An 18,125-nucleotide genomic window follows, 5' to 3' on the forward strand; every position below is an offset into this window, starting at 1 on the left:
TCATGGCCTTCGTCGACACCGGCGACATCCGGCTGCACGTGCAGAGAATGGGTCCCAGGGACGGTCAACCCGCCACTGCCACGGCGGTGTTGGTACACGGTCTGCTCACCGACAGCCTCGCCAGCTACTACTTCACCGTGGCCCCCGTGTTCGCGCTGGCCGGCATCGACGTCGTCATGTACGACCTGCGCGGCCACGGCCGCAGCGCCCGCCCCGACACCGGTTACCGCCTCGACGACAACATCGACGACCTCCAGGCGCTGCTCGACCGGCTGGCGGTCAACGGCCCGGTCCATCTGGTCGGCAACTCCTACGGCGGCACGGTCGCCTTCGGCTACGCCGCCCGCCACCCGGAGCGCGTCGCGAGCCTCACCCTCATCGAGTCGGAACCGGCCACCGAGGCCTGGGCGGTGAAGATCGGCGGCATCCTGCACCGTGTGCTGACCCAGCTCGCGCTCAACGAGGAGGACGCCCTCGCCTGGATCACCGCGCACCGCAGCCACAACACCGCCCGCCTCGCCAAGGGCGCGGCCAGGCTGGCCCGCACCACCAGCCTCCCGCACGACATCCCGGCCAGCCGCGTGCTCACCGAGGAATCGATCCGGGCCGTCACCTGTCCCGTACTCGCCCTGTACGGCGGTGACTCCGACCTTGCCCAACTGGCGCCGTGGCTGGAGGCGCTGCTGCCCGACTGCCGGACCGTGGTGGTGCCGGGGCACGAGCACTCGGTACTGGTGGAAGCGGCCGGAGTCGTCGGCGGTCACATCCTCGAGCTGATCCGACAGCCGCCGTTGGCGGAGGTGCGGTGAGCCGGTTCCTGTTCGTCGTGCCGCCGCTCGTGGGTCACATCAACCCGGCCGTGGGGGTCGCCGCCGAACTGACCGGCCGGGGACATGAGGTGGCCTGGGCCTGCGCCGATCCGGGCCTGCTCCTGCGGCTCGCGGGCGAGACATCCGTCGTGTTCTCCTGCGACGGGCCCGTGCCGGGGGAGGGGGACGGCGTACGACCGCCGGAGCTCCGCGGTCCCGAGGCGCTGAAGTTCCTCTGGGAACGGTTTCTGGCCCCGCTCGCCGAGGCGATGGCGCCCGGAGTGACCGCCGCGGTGCGGGAGTTCGGCCCCGATGTGGTCGTCGCCGACCAGCAGGCCCTCGCCGGCGGGCTGGTCGCCGAACGGCTGGGCGTGCCGTGGGCGACCTCGGCCACCACCTCCGCCGAGTTCACCGACGTCCTGGCGGGCATGCCGAAGGTCGCCGACTGGATCGACGGACTCCTGAGCGAGCTGCGGGCCGGGATCGGTGACCCGGCCGGTACCGCCGATCCACGCTTCTCGCCCCATCTCGTGCTCGCCTTCAGCACCCGGGAGTTCGTCGGGCCGGATGCCCGGACGGGGGAACAGATCCGGTACGTCGGCCCGTCCATCGCCGCCCGACCCGCCCAGGCCGGTTTTCCCTGGGACTGGCTGGACCCGTCCCGCGCGACGGTCCTCGTCACGCTCGGGACCGCCAACACCGATGTGGGGGCGCGGTTCCTCGGGGAGTGCCATGAGGCCGTACGATCCCGGGCGGACCGGATGCAGGCGGTGATCGTGGATCCTGCGGGAGTACTCACGGCGGCCGCCGACAAGGACGTACTGATCGTGCCGTCCGTGCCCCAACTCCCGTTGCTGGAAAGGGTCGACGCCGTCGTCTGTCACGCCGGGCACAACACCGTCTGCGAAGCCCTCTGGCACGGTGTGCCCCTGGTCGTGGCACCCATCCGGGACGACCAGCCGGTGGTGGCCGGGCAGGTGGCCGGGGCCGGGGCGGGGATCCGGGTCCGGTTCGGACGGGTCACCGCGGTGCAGCTGGGCGAGGCACTCGACGCCGTCCTGCACGAACCCGGCCACCGGGCCGCGGCGCTACGCATCCGTACCGGATTCCGGGCCGCCGGGGGTGCCACCGCGGCGGCCTCCCGTCTCGAAGAACTGGTCGCCCGAGGAAGCGTCATGAACGAGGAAGCGTCATGAACGAGGAAGCGTCATGAACGAGGAGGCGTCATGAATGAGGAAGCGTCATGAACGAGGAGGCGTCATGAATGAGGAAGAGCACAAGTCGCCGAGCCGTGCGGAACAGGTCGCCGCCCTGCGCCCCGGCTACCAGGCCGACCTGGCCGACGGCCTCGACCGGTTCTTCGAACCCCGGCGCACCACCTGCCCCTGGTGCGGTTCGGAAGACCTGACCACCCGGCTGCGCACCACCGATCTGCTCCAGCACAAGCCCGGCCGGTTCGTGCTCGACCGGTGCGGGGAGTGCCGGCACACCTTCCAGAACCCCCGGCTCAGCGCCGAGGGGCTGGAGTTCTACTACCGGGACTTCTACGACGGCCTGGGCGAGAAGCAGTTGGGCAACACCTTCGCGGGCCGGAGCAAGATGTACGAGCAGCGGGCCGCGTCCCTGCTGCCGCACACCTCCGACCCGAAGAACTGGCTCGACGTCGGCACCGGGCACGGCCACTTCTGCGAGTCCGCCCGCACCGTCCATCCCGGCACGACCTTCGACGGGCTCGACTTCACCGACGGGGCCGAACTCGCCGAGCGGGCCGGGCGGGTGGAGCGGGGCTACCGGGGGAGTTTCCCCGAGCTGGCGGCGGGGTTCGCCGGGCACTACGACGTGGTGAGCATGTTCCACTACCTGGAGCACAGCACCGAGCCGGACCGTGAACTGAGGGCCGCGCGCGAGGCGTTGCGGCCCGGCGGGCATCTGCTGATCGAGGTGCCCGACCCCGACAGCCGTTACGCCCGCATCCTCGGGCGGTGGTGGCTGCCGTGGCTCCAGCCGCAGCATCTGCACTTCGTGCCGGTCGGCAATCTGCGGCAGCGGCTGACCGACCTCGGCTTCACGGTCGTGGCGGAACAGCACGCCGAGCCGCACGACCCCGTCGATCTGCTGGCAGGCGCCTGGCTCGCACTCGACGCGGCGGCTCCCCGCGACAACCTGCCCTGGCTGCCGTCCGCGCCCAACGCGCTGAAGCGCACCCTGCGCGGCGCGCTGCTGATCGCCGGTATCCCGGCCCTGGTCGCGGGCACGTTGCTGGACCGGTTCGCGATCCGGCCCCTGTCCGCTCGGCTCGGGGTGTCCAACGCGTACCGGCTGGTGGCCCGGCGGGACTGAGCGCTCCGCTGGACAGGCGGTTCGGTTGTCCGCGGGCCGGTGGGGGTTGGTCGCGCAGTTCCCCGCGCCCCTTCGGGGCGCTGTCGGCCATCCGACCTGCCAAGAGGCAACTCGGTGTGCGGCTTCGGCTGGTTGCGCGGTTCGGTTGTCCGCGGGTCGGTGGGGGTTGGTCGCGCAGTTCCCCGCGCCCCTTCGGGGCGCTGTCGGCCATCCGACCTGCCAAGAGGCAACTCGGTGTGCGGCTTCGGCTGGTTGCGCGGTTCGGTTGTCCGCAGGTCGGTGGGGGTTGGTCGCGCAGTTCCCCGCGCCCCTTCGGGGCGCTGTCGGCCATCCGACCTGCCAAGAGGCAACTCAGTGTGCGGCTTCGGCTGGTTGCGCGGTTCGGTTGTCCGCGGGTCGGTGGGGGCTGGTCGCGCAGTTCCCCGCGCCCCTGACGGGGCGCCCTTGCGCGCCCGACTGGTTCCGCTTACGGCAAATCCGTGTGCCGCTTCGGCAGTTGTTCACCCGGGTGGGTGAGGTGGGCCTACCGGTCGTTCCCCGGGCGGAAGAAGCTCGCGGACATGACATCCAGCTCGTACAGACTCGGGATCACTCGTGCCGCGGCTGTGACGACGGCCGTAATGACCGTCCTGGTCGCTCCGGGCGGCCACGCCCAAGCCGCCGACCGGACTCTTCCCCTCGGTGACGGCGACCTCGTCGAGACGCGCAGCAGCCGGGCGCTCGCCGACGGCGTCACCCTGACCCGGATCGTGCGGGGGACCGAGCCCGCCCCCGCCGACCAGATCAACACCACGACCCGCGGCCCTTGGGTGGTCAACGTGCTGACCATCGACCCCCGCAGGACCCGCGGCCATCTGAAGGCGACCTACGGACCTGACCTGGCCCGCACGGAGAAGACCACCGACCTCGTCCGTTCCTCCGGAGCGCTCGCGGGGGTCAACGCCTCCTTCTTCACCTTCACGGCCAGCGTCCAATACCCGGGCGACCCGGTCGGGTTGGGCCTGTACGACGGGCGACTCCTCAGCGAGCCCACGGCAGACCCCGCAGAAGCCGACCTCGTCGTCGACTCCCGCACCGACCGCGTCCTGATGGGCAAGCTCAGCTGGTCGGGCAGCGTGACGAACCGGGCGACCGGCGCCTCGCTCCCGCTGGAGTACCTCAACCACCCGCCCGTCGTCCCCGCGGCCTGCGCCGGGACGGCCGAGTGCACCGAACCCGGCGATGTCAGCCGGTTCACGCCGGAGTTCGCCGAGTCCACGCCGGCGGGCGCCGGGGCCGAGGTCGTCCTGGACCGGCGCGGCTGCGTGATCCGTACGTCGACCACCCGGGGCACGGCACTGGCTGCCGGCCAGACGTCCGTCCAGGCGACCGGCAGGGAGGCGTCAACCCTGTTGCAGGCGGCGGGAGAGGGCTGCCTCAAGCTCACCTCGACGCTGACCGACGAACGCGGCAAGACCCTTCAGGTCCGGCCGGGACTGTCCGGCGTCAACGGGCGCTACCGGCTCACCGCGAACGGCGAGATCGTCGTGCCGCCCGGCTCCGGCAGCTTCTTCGACCGCAACCCCCGCACCGTCGCCGGAACGACACGGGACGGCAGGATCGTGCTTGCGACGATCGACGGCCGTATGACCACCAGCGTCGGCACGACGATGGACGAAACCGCGGCCGTCGCCGACGCACTGGGCCTGCACGACGCCATCAACCTGGACGGCGGCGGCTCCACGGCCATGTCGGTGCAGGGCACCCTGGTGAACCAGCCGAGCGGAACGACGGAGCGACCGGTAGGGGACGCTTTGATCTTCAAGGACGCCCCCTAAAAACGCGCTCCAATGAAGCGCCCCTTCAGGGGCGCGGGGAACTGCGCGACCAGCCACAACGGACCCGCGGCGAAAGGACTACCGGCGGAAGCACTCACAACATCTTCCGCCTCACCATCCCCGACAACACCAGTGCCCCCGGCAGCAATGGCAGCCACACAGTGATCACCCGAAACCCGATCACCGTGCCGGTCGCCAGCACCATGGGCGCGCCGAACACGACGAGGGTAAAGACCAGCGCCGCGTCAACAGGGCCGATGCCGCCCGGCGAGGGCACCGCCCCCACCGCGGCGCTGGCGGCAAGATACGCAAAGATCACATGCACCCAGGGCAACTCCAGCCCGAGCGAAGACCCCACCGAGGCCAGCACACAGGCCTGCAACAGCGGGAACGCCGCCGCCCCGCCCCACAGCTGAAGCACCCGGACCGGGCGGGCGTGCAGCAGCCGGGCGTCGGTCAGGGCGGTGTTCAGACAGTCGAGCAGCGGCCGGCGCAGCGGGCGTACGGCTGTCAGCAGCAGGGCCGCGGCGGCGAGCGCGCAGACGATGCCGATGGCGGCCACGGTCAACGTCTCCGCGTCCGGGACGAGCTGACCGATGCGCAGCGTGCCGGGGAACGCGACGAGGAACGCGAGGATCAGCAGCGTCTTCGCGACGGGCTTGACCAGCGAGTACAGCGCCAGCGACGCCGTCGCCCGGGGGATGGATATCCCTTGCTTCTGTAGAAAGCGCAGGGTCACGGCGTGTGCGCCCAGGCCGGCCGGCAGGACGTGGTTGGCGGCGCCGGCGGCGAACTGCGACGCGAGCAATGGCCCCGGCGGCAGCCGTTCCGGTAGGGCGCCCTGCCGGGTCACGGAAGCGGCCATCCAGCACAGGATGTTGAACACGGTTCCGGCCAGCAGCCACCAGAGGTCGGCACCGGCCAGACGGACGGCGCTGTCATGGACCGTGGGCCAGTCGAACGCCGCGTACGCGCCGATCAGCAGAAGCGGCAGCAGACTCAGCGCCCAGCGGAGCGGGCGCTGCCGCCGCCGCGTCGGGGTCGGTGTGGGGGCACTGACCGAGGCTTGAGCGGGGATGGGGATGGGCGTGAGCGACGGCTTGGGGAAGTCGTCGAGCTGGAGCGGGGACACGGCGCACGTCGTCCTTCCGCGTCGTGCCCGCGCTGTGGCGGGACTGACGTGTACGAGGAGGCGAGCAAAGGGGGACGCGGGGAGCGTTCCCTTCCCGTGTGACGGGATGGTGGCCGGGAACCGACGAGGCGAGGGCGGACGGGCAACGCCGTCACGGTGTGACCGGGGTCACCAGCCCGTCAGCAGCAGATGATTGACGAGCAGCGCGAGCACCGCCTGCGCCACCAGCCACCCCCGCACCCCCGTGAGAAGCGCACACGCCGGCAACAGCCACAGCGCGAACGGCAGCCAGATCCGCTCCGTCTCGGCCTTGCTCATCCCGGACAGGTCGGCGGCGAGCAGCGCGACCAGTGCGGCGAGCACCAGCACGCCGAGGCGGAACGCGGCGGTACGGTCCCGGCGGAGCAGGGTCACTCCGGTCCGCCGTAGCCCCGCCGCTGTCGCCAGGCCGACGACGAGGACCTGGCAGGCGAGGTTGGCCCACACCCAGTAGGCCTGCGGCCGGGTGCCGCCGGCGCCCTGGTCGTAGCGGGTGACCAGCAGGTCGTACGCCTCCCACCAGGAGAAGCCCAGCGCGGTGAACACGATCGGGACAACCAGGAAACCGGCCAGCACGAAGGGGAGCGGACGGATCCGGTCGGAGCCCAGGAGCAGTACGGCGGCGGCGATCACGACGAACAGCGTCAGGCCGTACGAGAGATAGACCAGCAGGCCGAAGAGGAGGCCGGAGGCCAGGCCCGTCCAGCGGGGCCGGTGGCCCGTCACCGCCAGCGCGAGAAGCGCGACCGCCCAGGCGGCGACCGCCGCGAAGTAGCCGTCGGCGGCGGTGCCCAGCCACACCGCACCCGGGGCCAGAACCAGGAAGGGCGCGGCGCGGCGGGCGAGTTTCTCGTCGGCGAGGGTGCGGACGGTGAGGAGGATCGCGAGGGCGGCGGTCGCGCCGACGATGATGACGAAGACCCCGGCCCAGGCGCCGCCGCCCAGCCCGATGCGGTCCAGGTAGACGAAGGTGAGCGTGGCCGCCGGAGGGTGGCCGGCGATGTGCGCGGGCCAGTGGTCGGGGGAGTCGAGCAGGATGTGGTGGGTGAAGTCGCGCAGTGCCGCCGGGATGTCGTGGAAGCGGTCGATGACCTGGAGGTATTCGTAGCGTGTCGTCAGTCGCCGGGCGATGCCGCGCTCCCAGCCGTCGACGAGCGCCAGCGAGAAGGTCCAGGCCGTGCCCGCTCCCCAGACGGTGAGCAGGAGGCGGCGCCAGCGCAGACCGGCGGCCAGGGGCGGGCCGTACGCCACCACGGCCACCGCGACGGCGATCGCGGCCGGGGTGCCGGGGCCGAGATGCGGGTACCAGTCGGCGAGCAGCGGCGGCCAGTCGACGAAGAGCGAGCCGTCCCGGTGTTCGACGGCGGTACCGACCAGGGCGGCGGTGACGAAGAGCAGGGCGGCGGCGCAGGCCGCGTACAGGTCACGGCGGAGGTCCCGGCGGGTGTCCGGGAGGGCGTCGGGACCGGTGTCGGGCAGAAGATCGCGGGTCACGCGAGAACGCTAGGACGCCCGGCGTCCGCCGGATGTGTGACGGGCGCGGACGTAAGAGATTCGTCATGGTTCGCGAACACTGTCCTGGGGTGATGCGGGCCTACGGTCGGGACATGCGACGTACGGCTCCCACCCCGTTCTCCCCAGCTTTCTGGCGCAGCCCGCTGCGCGGCCCCTGGCTCACTTCGGTGCTCGGTGTGGTGCTGCTCGGCGGGATAACGCTGCTGTTCCTGACGGGCCTGGTGTCGTACGCCGCCTACAACCCGGACCTGGATCCGGTGAACGACCAGACGCCCGACAAGGGGATCCTCGGTTTCTACCTCTTCTCCTGGCCGACCGACCCGCACTGGCTCTACCGGCTCAACCAGGGCATCCACGTCACCCTCGGCATCACCCTCATCCCCGTCCTGCTGGCCAAGCTGTGGTCGGTCGTGCCGAGGCTGTTCACCCTGCCGCCCGCGCGCTCGCTCGCCCACGCGGCTGAGCGGCTCTCGCTGGTCCTGCTGGTGGGCGGCGCCCTCTTCGAGTTCGTGACGGGTGTGCTGAACGTCCAGCTCGACTACATCTTCCCGGGCTCCTTCTACCCCCTGCACTTCTACGGGGCGTGGGTGTTCTTCGCCGCGTTCGTCGCGCACGTCGTACTGAAGCTCCCGCAGGCGCTGCGCAATCTGCGGCAACTGCGGGAGGAGAAAGACGACTTGGTGGCCCCGGAGCCCGACGAGCCGACGGTGTCCCGGCGCGGGGCCCTGTGGTTCGTCGGGGGCGGCTCGCTGCTGCTGTTCGCCACGACCGTCGGGCAGAGCTTCGACGGCTTCCTGCGCCGCACCGCCCTCCTCGCCCCGCACGGCGGCGCCGAACCGGGCTCGGGACCGAACGGATTCCAGATCAACAAGACGGCCGGGTACGCCGGGATCCGCACGGCGGACACGGAGGAGGAGGCCTGGCGGCTGGTCGTCACCGGACGCACCGGCACCGTACGGCTGACCCGTGCCGACCTGCTCCGACTCCCCTTGCACTCCTCCTCGTTGCCCATCGCCTGCGTCGAGGGCTGGTCGACCTCCGACCAGTGGTGGCGCGGCGTACGGCTGCGGGATCTGGCCGCACTCGTCGGTCACGACGATCCGCCCGACGTGTTCGTGGAGTCGCTCCAGCAGCGCGGCGCCTTCCGCCACGCCGCCCTGCGCGCCAACCAGGTCGCCGACGAACGCTCCCTGCTCGCCCTCACCGTCAACGGCGAGGACCTGTCCCCCGACCACGGCTATCCGGCCCGGGTCATCGTGCCCGCGGCTCCCGGTGTGCTGAACACCAAGTGGGTGGCCCGGATGACGTTCGGAGATCTGTGATGCGCGCTCGTCCCGCCGTCGGCAGTCCGTTCCAACTGCTCCTGCTCGCCGCGTCGTTCGCGCTCGCCGGGTATGCGGGGGTGCGGCTGCTGGAGGGGGACTGGTTCGAGGTCGCCCTGTGGTTCGTGGGTGCGGCGCTCGTCCACGACCTGGCCCTGGTGCCGCTGTACTCGGCGGCGGACCGGGCCCTGGTGACCGCGTTCGGCGCGGCCGGGCGGCGCTGGGCGGTCGGCTACGTCCGGGTGCCGGCCGCCCTGTCCCTCCTGCTGCTGCTCGTGTGGTTCCCGCTGATCAGCGGGCGAGTGGCGCACCGCTACGAGTCCGCCACGGGCCTCTCCGCCGACGGCTACCCCGCCCGCTGGCTGCTGGTGACGGCCGCGTTGTTCGCAGGCTCCGCGGTCCTGTTCGTACGACGGCTGCGCAGGACCGCGAAGGAACGGCCGCCCGAGGTCCACTGATCGACGGCGCGCCAGCCCGCGCGGTGCGCCTGCCGCAGCAGCGCGGACGTGCCGAGGCGGGCCCAGGGGAACGGGGCGCCGGCCGCGCCCCGCCCGTCGGTGACCTGCACGTGGATGCGTTCGTCCACGTCCACCGGAGCCGTCTCGGCGATCAACAGGCCGCCAGGAGCCAGTAGTTGGCCCAGCCGGTCGAGCAGGGCGAGGGGATCGCCGCCGATGCCCACGTTGCCGTCGGCGAGCAGGACGGTACCCCAGCGGCCCTCTCCCGGAACCGGCTCGAACACCGAGCGGTGCAGCGCCTGTCCGCCGAGCCGCACCGTGTGGGCGACGGCCGCCTCGCTGACGTCGATGCCGAGGGCGTGCCGGCCCCGGACCGCGAGTTCGGCGACCAGCCGTCCGGGACCGCAGCCCACGTCGAGCACCGCACCTTCGCACCGGGCCAGCACCTCCAGGTCCACCGCGTCGGCACGCGCACACCAGCGCTCCACATCCAACGGCAGGAGCCAGCCGTCCGTACGGCGCAGAAAGAGCGGCCCGCGCCCGGTGAGGAGGGCGTCGGTGTAGGCGTCCGCGGTCCAGGGGCGGTCGTCGGCGGAGGCCTGCCTCACCAGCGCCGTCGCCTGCCGCACCCCGCTCACCGCACTCACCGCGCCTCTGTCGTCAGCCGCTCCAGCTCCGCCGCGAAACGCCCGCCCGGCGCCGCCTTGGCGACCACCTCCGCGTCGTACGCCGTGTCGACGTCCCGCAGACACGGCAAGTCCCGTACCCGCAGGCCCGCGAGGCGGCCGCGCTGCACGGCGCCGGTGTGCGGGGTCGACATCGGGACGCCGCGCAGCAGGGCGGGGTCCGGTGCGGCGAGACCCAGGGCCCAGAAGCCGCCGTCCTCGGCGGGGCCGAAACACGCGTCGCAGTCGGCGAAGTCCACGGTCAGGAGCTCCGGGGTCACCTGGGGGGTGTCCATGCCGATGAGCAGGGACGGGCCGGTGCAGGCAGCGAACGCCGCGGCGAGACGTTCGTCGAGGCCGCCCGCACACTGCGGTACGACCTCGAAGCCGGGCGGCAGCCAGGGGCCTGGAGCCCCGTCGAGTACCAGCACCCGGCGTGTGGCCGGCGTACGCGCCACCGTGTCCAGGGTGTCCGCCAGCGAGGCCTCGGCGAGCGCGGCCGCCTCCCGCGGTGTGAACGGCGGTGTCAGCCGGGTCTTCACCCGGCCCGGCCGGGGCTCCTTGGCGATGACGAGGAGCGTGGTCACAGGCGGGCTCCCTGCTCGGCGGCGGTCTCGGTCAGTACCCGGCTCATGTCCCGTACCGCCTGCCAGGTTCCGCGCCAGGTGCCGGTGACCTTGGAGGCGCCGGTGCGCGGGAGGTAGGGGACGTCGTGCTCGGCGATGCGCCAGCCGGCGTCTGCGGCGCGCACCACCATCTGGAGCGGATAGCCGCTGCGCCGGTCGGTCAGGTCGAGGCCGAGCAGGTGTTCGCGCCGGGCGGCGCGCAGCGGGCCCAGGTCGTGCAGGCGCAGTCCGGTGCGGCGGCGCAGCATCCGGGTCAGCGCCAGGTTGCCCGCGCGGGCGTGCGCGGGCCACGCGCCCCGGCCCTGCGGGCGCCGCCGGCCGAGCACCAGGTCTGCCGAGCCGCCGGCCACCTCCCGTACGAAGGGCACGAGGTCACCCGGGTCGAGGGAGGCGTCGCAGTCGCAGAAGCACACGATGCCGGCGGTGGCCGCCGTCAGGCCCGCATGGCAGGCGGCGCCGAAGCCGCGCCGCTCCTCGTGCACGACTCTCGCGCCGAGGGCGCGCGCGATGTCGGCCGAGCCGTCCGTGGATCCGTTGTCCACGACCAGGGCCCGCCAGCCGGGCGGGATGCGCTCCAGGACCCAGGGCAGCGCCTCGGCCTCGTTGAGACAGGGGAGGACCACGTCGACTTCTTGGTCCGCGGGGGAAGGGGTCGTCACGGATCTCACCCTACGAGCGTGAACTGGACATTTCGGACTTCGGCTTCTTACGAAACAAGGACGTCAGCGGGGGTGGACGCCATCGGCGCGCGCGTGGTGCGAGGCTGGCGGCATGGAAGAGCAGCAGCAGGTGAGGGCCGGAGCCCGGGTCCTCGTCGTGGACGACGATCCGACCGTCGCCGAGGTCGTGTCCGGGTACCTCGACCGGGCCGGATACGTGGTCGACCGGGCCGGGGACGGTCCCGACGCACTCGACCGGGCCGCCGCGCACTGGCCGGACCTCGTGGTGCTGGACCTGATGCTGCCGGGCATGGACGGCCTGGAGGTGTGCCGGCAGATGCGGGTGCGCGGACCCGTGCCGGTCATCATGCTCACCGCGCGCGGCGACGAGGACGACCGGATCCTGGGCCTGGAGGTCGGCGCCGACGACTATGTGACGAAACCCTTCAGCCCCCGGGAGCTGGTTCTGCGCGTCGAGTCCGTGCTGCGCCGCGCCAGCCCCGCCCAGCCGTCCGCCAGCCTGCACGCGGCCGGCCTCACCGTCGACCCGGCGGCCCGGCGCGCCGCCAAGAACGGTACCGAACTCGCCCTCACCGTCCGCGAGTTCGACCTCCTCGCGTTCTTCCTCAGGCATCCCGGCCGGGTCTTCAGCCGGGAGGACCTGATGCGCGAGGTGTGGGGCTGGGACTTCGGCGACCTGTCGACCGTCACCGTCCATGTCCGCCGGCTGCGCGGCAAGGTCGAGGACGATCCGGCCCGGCCCCGGCTGATCCAGACGGTGTGGGGTGTCGGATACCGCTTCGACATCGAGGAGGCGTGACCATGCGCGACACACTCCTCATCGCCCTCTTCGCCTTCCTCGGCGCCGCCGCCGCCGGTGTGCTCGGCGCCGGTGTGCTGCGGCTGATCCGGCGCCGGTCGCTCGCCGTGCACCTCGCCGTGATCGCCGCCGTCGCCGTCACCGCGATGCTCGCGGGCACGCTGGTGGTCGCACAGGCCATGTTCCTGTCCGAGCACGATCTGAAGGTCGTCACGCTGGTCGCCGCGATGGCCGCCGTCGTCTCCCTCGTCACCGCCCTGCTGCTCGGCCGCTGGGTCGTCGCCCGCAGCCGGGCCCTCGCGCTCGCCGCCCGCTCCTTCGGCGACGGCGGCGACTTCACCTCGCCCGCCGGTCCCGCGACCGCCGAACTCGCCGCACTGAGCCGGGAGTTGGAGACGACCAGCGCCAAGCTCGCCGAGTCCCGCACCCGGGAACGCGCCCTGGAGTCCTCCCGGCGTGAGCTCGTCGCCTGGATCTCGCACGATCTGCGCACCCCGCTCGCCGGGCTGCGCGCGATGGCCGAGGCGCTGGAGGACGGTGTCGCCGCCGATCCCGACCGCTACCTCCGTCAGATCCGCACCGAGGTGGAACGCCTCAACGACATGGTCGGCGACCTCTTCGAACTCTCCCGCATCCATGCGGGGACGCTGGCGCTGAGTCCCAGCCGGATCTCGCTGTACGACCTCGTCGGGGATGCCCTTGCGGGAGCCGATCCGCTGGCGCGTGAGCATGGCGTACGGCTTGTCGGCGATCTGGTGGAACCGGTGCCGGTCGAGGTGGACGGCAAGGAGATGAGCCGGGTGCTCGGGAATCTGCTGGTCAACGCCATCCGGCGTACGCCGGCCGACGGGACCGTCGCCGTGGCCGCCGAACGGTCGGGCGATGGTGTGGTGTTGTCCGTGACGGACGGGTGTGGGGGGATTCCTGAGGAGGATCTGCCGCGGGTGTTCGATACCGGGTGGCGGGGGAGCGATGCGCGGACGCCGCCGGCGGGGGCGGGGTTGGGGCTGGCGATCGTGCGGGGGATCGTGGAGGCGCATCAGGGGAGGGCTGCGGTTCACAACGTTCCCGGTGGGTGCCGGTTCGTGGTGACCTTGCCGGTGGGCGGGGTGTGACGGGCGGTTTTTTCGCCCCCTCCGCCCCTTCCCTTCCCGTCCCTGGGGCTCCGCCCCAGACCCCGCTCCTCAAACGCCGGAGGGGCTGGGTTTCAGCCGGAGGGTGATTCTCTAACCTTTCGCATCTCCGACCCCGCGAACTCCCGCATCCCCTCCGCGAATCCCACCTCCGCCTTCCACCCCAACTCCGCCCGCAGCCTCGACGAGTCGGCCGTGATGTGACGGACGTCCCCCAGTCGGTACTGCCCGGTGATCACCGGGTCCGGGCCGCCGTACGCCGCCGTCAGGGCCTCGGCCATCTCGCCGACCGTGTGCGGGTCGCCGCTGCCGGTGTTGTACGCGGTGAGCGCGCCCGGGGTTGGATCCGCTTGCAGGGCGGCCACGTTGGCCGAGGCCACGTCCCGTACGTGTACGAAGTCACGGCGCTGGCGGCCGTCCTCGTAGACGCGGGGGGACTCGCCGCGGGCGAGGGCGGAGCGGAAGAAGGAGGCGACGCCGGCGTACGGGGTGTCGCGGGGCATGCCCGGGCCGTAGACGTTGTGGTAGCGCAGCGACACCGCCGAGCCGCCGGTCGACCTGGCCCAGGCCGCCGCCAGATGCTCCTGCGCGAGCTTGGTCGTGGCGTACACGTTCCGCGGATCGACCGGGGCGTCCTCGCCGACCAGCCCGGGGGACAGCTCCTCGCCGCAGACCGGGCAGAGCGGCTCGAAGCGGCCCGCCTCCAGGTCGGCGACCGACCGGGGGCCGGGCCGCACCACCCCGTGCCACTCGCACGAGTACCGTCCCTCGCCGTACACCACCATCGACCCGGCCAGCACCAGACGTCGTACGCCCGTCTCCGCCATGGCGGAGAGCAGGACCGCGGTGCCCAGGGCGTTGTGGGAGACGTAGTCGGCCGCGTCACCGAAGTCGACGCCGAGGCCGACCATCGCCGCCTGGTGGCAGACCGCGTCCACACCGGTCAGGGCGGTGCGGACGGTGTCGGGGTCGCGCACGTCCGACGCCGGGTCGGTGCGGATGTCGTGGACGACGGGCTCGTGCCCGTGGGCCTTCAGCGCCTCGACGACATGGGACCCGATGAACCCGGCACCGCCGGTGACCAGTACGCGCATGCCCTCAACGTAGGCCCCCGACCAGCCGTTACGGATGGGCCGCGCCCGTCATGTCACCGGTCCGTAAGACCTTTCGGCAGCGGCAGCGAGATCGTGAACACCGTCGCGCCCGGCTCGCTGGTGAGGTCGATCGTGCCGCCGTGCGCGGACACGAGGGAGTGCGCGACGGCCAGGCCGAGACCGCTGCCGCCCCGGTCGCGGCTGCGGGCCTTGTCGACCCGGTAGAAGCGGTCGAAGACCCGTTCCCGGTCGGCGGGCGGGATGCCGTGCCCTGCGTCGGCGATCCGGACGACGGCCCGGCCGTCCGTGACGGACACGGACGCGGACACCGGCGTGCCGGGCGGGGTGTGCACGGCCGCGTTGGTGAGCAGGTTGTCCAGGACCTGCCGGATGCGCTGCGGATCCAGCCGCATCGACAGCCGGGAGGGACCGGGGGCCACCGTCAGCGGATGGTCCGCGTGGGCCGCCCGGAAGGCGTCGGCGGCGTGCCCCACCAGCTCCACCAGGTCGGCGTCCGCGATCCGCAGCGGAGCCTCCACCTCGGCGGCGTCGAGACGGGCGAGCAGCAGCAGGTCGTCCAGGAGGAAGCCCATCCGGGCGGCCTCGGCGCGCAGCCGGGCCAGATGCTTGTCCCGTTCCTCGGGGGCGTTGGCGGCGGCGTACTGGAAGAGGTCCGCATAGCCCCGTACCGACATCAGCGGTGTGCGCAGCTCGTGCGAGGCGTCCGCGACGAACCGGCGCAGCCGCTGCTCGGCCTCCGCGCGGACCGCGAGGGAGTCGTCGATGTGCTCCAGCATCGTGTTGAACGCGGTGCGCAGCTCCGCCACCTCCGGGCCGCCGTCCCTGCCGTCCGCACGCAGCGGCAGCCGGGCCGCCGACTCGGTCAGGTTGTGCGAGGCGATGCCGTGGGCGGTGGACGCCATGTCGCTCAGCGGCTTCAGACCGCGCCGCAGCATCTTCCGGCCGACCACCACCAGCGCCAGCACCGCGAGCGCGAACGTGATGGCCTGCACCGTGAGCAGCTGCCCCACGGTGTCCTCGATGTCCTCCATGGGCGCCGCGCTGACCAGGACCACACCGGGTTGGACCTCGCAGCCCCGCAGCCGGTACTCGCCCTTCCCGTCGATCTTCGCGGTGCGTTGGATCTCGTCGTCCGAGTGCGCCATCGACCGGGCGAGCGCGGTCAGCGCGCTGTTGTCGTCCGGTACGTCGGAGGGCTTGCGCAGGACGGCCGAGTCGTCCGTGACGTCGTACACGGCGGTGTACCAGCCCCAGTACGGCTTCTCCTCCACGATCCCGTGCACCTGGGCGTCCGTGGTCTGCGCGGTCTGGACGAGCTTGAGCTGGTCGTCGAGCTGGTGCTCCAGGTAGTCCCGCATATATGCCGTCAGCGCCGTCCCGACGACCGCGAACACGATCAGGGACAGCACCCCGAGGCTCAGCGCGAGCCGGGTGCCGAGCCCCGTTCTGTCGTACGTCTGCCTGATCCGCCCGATCACTCGGCTGCCTGCCGGATCACGTACCCGAAGCCCCGCACGGTGTGTATCAGCGGTGCCGCGTCCGCGACGGGCTCATCGGGCTCGTCGAGCTTGCGGCGCAGCCGGCTGACGACCAGCTCGACGACGTTCGAGCGGCCCCCGAAGCCGTACTCCCACACATGGTCGAGGATCTGCGCCTTGGTGAGCACGGTCGGCGACTTGCGCATCAGGTAGCGCAGCACCTCGTACTCGGTGGGGGTGAGCGTCAGCAGCCGGTCGCCGCGCCGCACCTCGCGGGTGTCCTCGTCCATCGTCAGGTCCGCGACCTGGAGGACGGACCGCTGGAAGCCGGGCCCTGCGCTGCGCCGCAGTACGGTCCGCAGCCGGGCCATCAGCTCCTCCACCGCGAACGGCTTGACCAGATAGTCGTCGCCGCCCCGGGTCAGCCCCGCCACCCGGTCGGCGACGGCGTCACGCGCGGTGAGGAACACCACCGGCACCATCGTCCCGGAGCGGCGGAGCCGGTCGAGCACGCCGAAGCCGTCCACGTCCGGCAGCATCAGGTCGAGCACCACGATGTCCGGGTGGAACTCGGCGGCAGCCCGCAGTGCCTCCTCACCGGAGTTCGCCGTGACCGCGTCCCAGCCCTCGTAGCGGGCGACCGTCGCGACGAGGTCGGCGATCGGCGGGTCGTCGTCCACGACGAGCAGTCGTACTTTCTCCACCTCCACATAGTGCGGCACGCGCCCGTCGGCGCCATGAGCCAGGTCACGGCCGGGACCACATCGATAACCACTTGAAAGTACAACGACAGGTATTCGACAGCTCCCGCCAGCGAAGCTCAGTGTCCCAGGACCTCTGACCAAGGAGCTGCCGACCGTGACAACCGTCCAAACGCCCCCTGCGCCCCCCACGGCGATACGCCCCAGGGTGGCCGCCCGCACGGGTCTGTACGCCGTGCTGGCCGTGAACGTTGCCGTGGTGACCTACTTCTTCGTCCAGGCCGGATTCGCCTCCAACACCCTGATCGTGCTGGGCCGGTTGTGCGGCCTGTTCGGCGGACTCCTGATGGCCTTCCAGCTGCTGCTGGTGGCCCGGCTGCCCTGGTTCGACCGCCGTATCGGCATGGACCGGATGACCCTCTGGCACCGCTGGACCGGCTTCTCGCTGCTGTGGACGCTGGTCGGCCACGTGGTCTTCATCACCTTCGGCTACGGCGACTCCTCGGGCCTGGACCCGGTCAACCAGCTGGTCGACCTCGCCGAGACCACCGAGGGCGTGCTGCGCGCGCTGGTCGCCTGGCTGCTGATCATCGGCATCGGCGCCGTCTCGGCCCGCTGGGCCCGGCGCCGGCTGGCCTACGAGACCTGGCACTTCCTCCACCTGTACACCTACGCCGCCGTGGTGCTGGCGTTCACCCACGAGGTGGCGGTCGGTACGACGTTCGTCGCGTCGTCCCTGGCCACCGCCTACTGGTGGACCCTGTGGGGCTTCGCGCTCGGCGCGGTGGTCCTGGGCCGTGCCGTGCTGCCGCTGTGGCGGAACTGGCGCCACCAGCTGCGTGTCTCGGCCGTCGTCCCCGAGTCCGACAACGTCGTCTCCGTCTACATCACCGGCCGCGACCTGGACCGGATGGGCGCACGGGCCGGGCAGTTCTTCCTGTGGCGGTTCCTCACCCGCGACCGCTGGTGGCAGGCCAACCCCTTCTCGCTGTCCGCCGCGCCCGACGGCCGCGGCCTCAGGCTCACCGCCAAGGCGGCCGGCGCGGGCAGCGCGGCCCTGCGGCACGTGAAGGTCGGTACGCGGGTCTTCGCCGAGGGCCCCTACGGCGCCTTCACCGCGATGCACCGCACCCGGCCCGAGTCCCTCCTCATCGCCGGCGGCGTCGGTGTCACCCCGATCCGCGCCCTGCTGGAGGAGCTGGACGGCCACGCGGTCGTCATCTACCGCGTGAGCAACGACCGGGACGCCGTCCTCTACGACGAGCTGCGCGACCTCGCCGCCACCAAGGGCGCCGAACTGCACCTGGTCACCGGGCCGCCCGTCCCGGACCGGCTGGCCGCACCCGAACTCGGCCGGCTCGTGCCGGACATCGCCGACCGGGACGTCTTCCTGTGCGGGCCGCCGCCCATGATGAACGCGGTGCTGGGCAGCCTGCGCGAGCTGGACGTGCCCAAGCCGCAGATCCACTTCGAGCGCTTCAGCCTGGCTGGATGAG

General features: G+C 72.1%; 17 protein-coding genes. 9 read left to right on the forward strand and 8 right to left on the reverse strand.

The window, feature by feature from the left end; genetic code table 11:
• The first annotated feature begins 2 nt into the window (after positions 1–2).
• The 4 genes from KCH87_RS04425 to KCH87_RS04440 all read left to right on the forward strand — a co-directional run bounded on the left by KCH87_RS04425 (position 3) and on the right by KCH87_RS04440 (position 4,966).
• Positions 3–809, forward strand: coding sequence for an alpha/beta fold hydrolase (locus KCH87_RS04425; protein ID WP_210584287.1), 807 nt, complete (start codon positions 3–5; stop codon positions 807–809).
• Positions 806–2,005 (forward strand): glycosyltransferase, encoded by a 1,200-nt coding sequence (locus tag KCH87_RS04430; protein ID WP_210584288.1) that lies wholly within the window; start codon positions 806–808, stop codon positions 2,003–2,005. The genes KCH87_RS04425 and KCH87_RS04430 overlap by 4 nt, the downstream gene beginning before the upstream one ends.
• Positions 2,006–2,069: 64 nt before the next feature.
• Positions 2,070–3,149, forward strand: a complete 1,080-nt coding sequence (locus KCH87_RS04435; RefSeq protein WP_210584290.1) for a class I SAM-dependent methyltransferase — start codon at positions 2,070–2,072, stop codon at positions 3,147–3,149.
• Positions 3,150–3,709: 560 nt separating this feature from the next.
• Positions 3,710–4,966 (forward strand): phosphodiester glycosidase family protein, encoded by a 1,257-nt coding sequence (locus KCH87_RS04440; RefSeq protein WP_210584292.1) that lies wholly within the window; start codon positions 3,710–3,712, stop codon positions 4,964–4,966.
• A 94-nt stretch (positions 4,967–5,060) separates the two neighbouring features.
• Here KCH87_RS04440 and KCH87_RS04445 read toward each other — a convergent pair whose 3' ends face one another.
• On the reverse strand, positions 5,061–6,098 hold the full coding sequence (locus KCH87_RS04445; RefSeq protein WP_210584294.1) for a lysylphosphatidylglycerol synthase transmembrane domain-containing protein: 1,038 nt from the start codon (positions 6,096–6,098) through the stop codon (positions 5,061–5,063).
• Between the two features lie 168 nt (positions 6,099–6,266).
• On the reverse strand, positions 6,267–7,631 hold the full coding sequence (locus KCH87_RS04450; protein WP_210584296.1) for a hypothetical protein: 1,365 nt from the start codon (positions 7,629–7,631) through the stop codon (positions 6,267–6,269).
• A 113-nt stretch (positions 7,632–7,744) separates the two neighbouring features.
• Between KCH87_RS04450 and KCH87_RS04455 the strand changes: the two genes are divergently transcribed.
• Positions 7,745–8,974: a molybdopterin-dependent oxidoreductase gene (locus KCH87_RS04455; protein ID WP_247195704.1), complete on the forward strand. Its 1,230-nt coding sequence runs from the start codon at positions 7,745–7,747 to the stop codon at positions 8,972–8,974.
• Positions 8,974–9,432 carry a hypothetical protein gene (locus KCH87_RS04460; protein ID WP_210584299.1) on the forward strand — a complete coding sequence of 153 codons (459 nt, stop codon included), beginning with the start codon at positions 8,974–8,976 and terminating at the stop codon, positions 9,430–9,432. Before KCH87_RS04455 ends, KCH87_RS04460 begins: the two co-directional genes overlap by 1 nt.
• On the opposite strand, the gene KCH87_RS04465 is transcribed toward KCH87_RS04460, so the two are convergent.
• The 3 genes from KCH87_RS04465 to KCH87_RS04470 are packed head-to-tail and all read right to left on the reverse strand — an operon-like array spanning position 9,321 to position 11,391.
• Positions 9,321–10,070, reverse strand: a complete 750-nt coding sequence (locus tag KCH87_RS04465; protein ID WP_374198968.1) for a methyltransferase domain-containing protein — start codon at positions 10,068–10,070, stop codon at positions 9,321–9,323. The genes KCH87_RS04460 and KCH87_RS04465 overlap by 112 nt on opposite strands.
• A gap of 5 nt (positions 10,071–10,075) precedes the next feature.
• Positions 10,076–10,684 (reverse strand): DUF2064 domain-containing protein, encoded by a 609-nt coding sequence (locus KCH87_RS48845; protein ID WP_308298745.1) that lies wholly within the window; start codon positions 10,682–10,684, stop codon positions 10,076–10,078.
• Positions 10,681–11,391, reverse strand: coding sequence for a glycosyltransferase family 2 protein (locus KCH87_RS04470; protein ID WP_210584303.1), 711 nt, complete (start codon positions 11,389–11,391; stop codon positions 10,681–10,683). Before KCH87_RS04470 ends, KCH87_RS48845 begins: the two co-directional genes overlap by 4 nt.
• Positions 11,392–11,494: 103 nt before the next feature.
• Between KCH87_RS04470 and KCH87_RS04475 the strand changes: the two genes are divergently transcribed.
• Together KCH87_RS04475 and KCH87_RS04480 are read left to right on the forward strand one after the other, a co-directional pair.
• Complete coding sequence (locus KCH87_RS04475; protein WP_210584305.1) at positions 11,495–12,202, forward strand: response regulator transcription factor; 708 nt, start codon at positions 11,495–11,497, stop codon at positions 12,200–12,202.
• A gap of 2 nt (positions 12,203–12,204) precedes the next feature.
• Positions 12,205–13,317 carry a sensor histidine kinase KdpD gene (locus KCH87_RS04480; protein ID WP_210584307.1) on the forward strand — a complete coding sequence of 371 codons (1,113 nt, stop codon included), beginning with the start codon at positions 12,205–12,207 and terminating at the stop codon, positions 13,315–13,317.
• Positions 13,318–13,409: 92 nt separating this feature from the next.
• Here the strand turns inward: KCH87_RS04480 and KCH87_RS04485 are convergent, their stop codons facing one another.
• Genes KCH87_RS04485 through KCH87_RS04495 form a run of 3 tightly spaced genes read right to left on the reverse strand, consistent with a single transcriptional unit; the run spans position 13,410 to position 16,632 of the window.
• Positions 13,410–14,429 carry an NAD(P)-dependent oxidoreductase gene (locus KCH87_RS04485; RefSeq protein WP_210584309.1) on the reverse strand — a complete coding sequence of 340 codons (1,020 nt, stop codon included), beginning with the start codon at positions 14,427–14,429 and terminating at the stop codon, positions 13,410–13,412.
• Positions 14,430–14,482: 53 nt separating this feature from the next.
• Positions 14,483–15,928 (reverse strand): HAMP domain-containing sensor histidine kinase, encoded by a 1,446-nt coding sequence (locus tag KCH87_RS04490; RefSeq protein WP_210584311.1) that lies wholly within the window; start codon positions 15,926–15,928, stop codon positions 14,483–14,485.
• Positions 15,925–16,632, reverse strand: coding sequence for a response regulator transcription factor (locus KCH87_RS04495; protein ID WP_308298746.1), 708 nt, complete (start codon positions 16,630–16,632; stop codon positions 15,925–15,927). Before KCH87_RS04495 ends, KCH87_RS04490 begins: the two co-directional genes overlap by 4 nt.
• A gap of 154 nt (positions 16,633–16,786) precedes the next feature.
• Between KCH87_RS04495 and KCH87_RS04500 the strand changes: the two genes are divergently transcribed.
• A complete protein-coding gene (locus KCH87_RS04500; RefSeq protein WP_210584315.1) occupies positions 16,787–18,124 on the forward strand; it encodes a ferric reductase-like transmembrane domain-containing protein in 1,338 nt (445 codons plus the stop codon).
• Position 18,125: the final 1 nt, after the last annotated feature.

The sequence above is a fragment of the Streptomyces sp. GESEQ-35 genome, assembly GCF_017948485.1.
Lineage (GTDB): Bacteria > Actinomycetota > Actinomycetes > Streptomycetales > Streptomycetaceae > Streptomyces.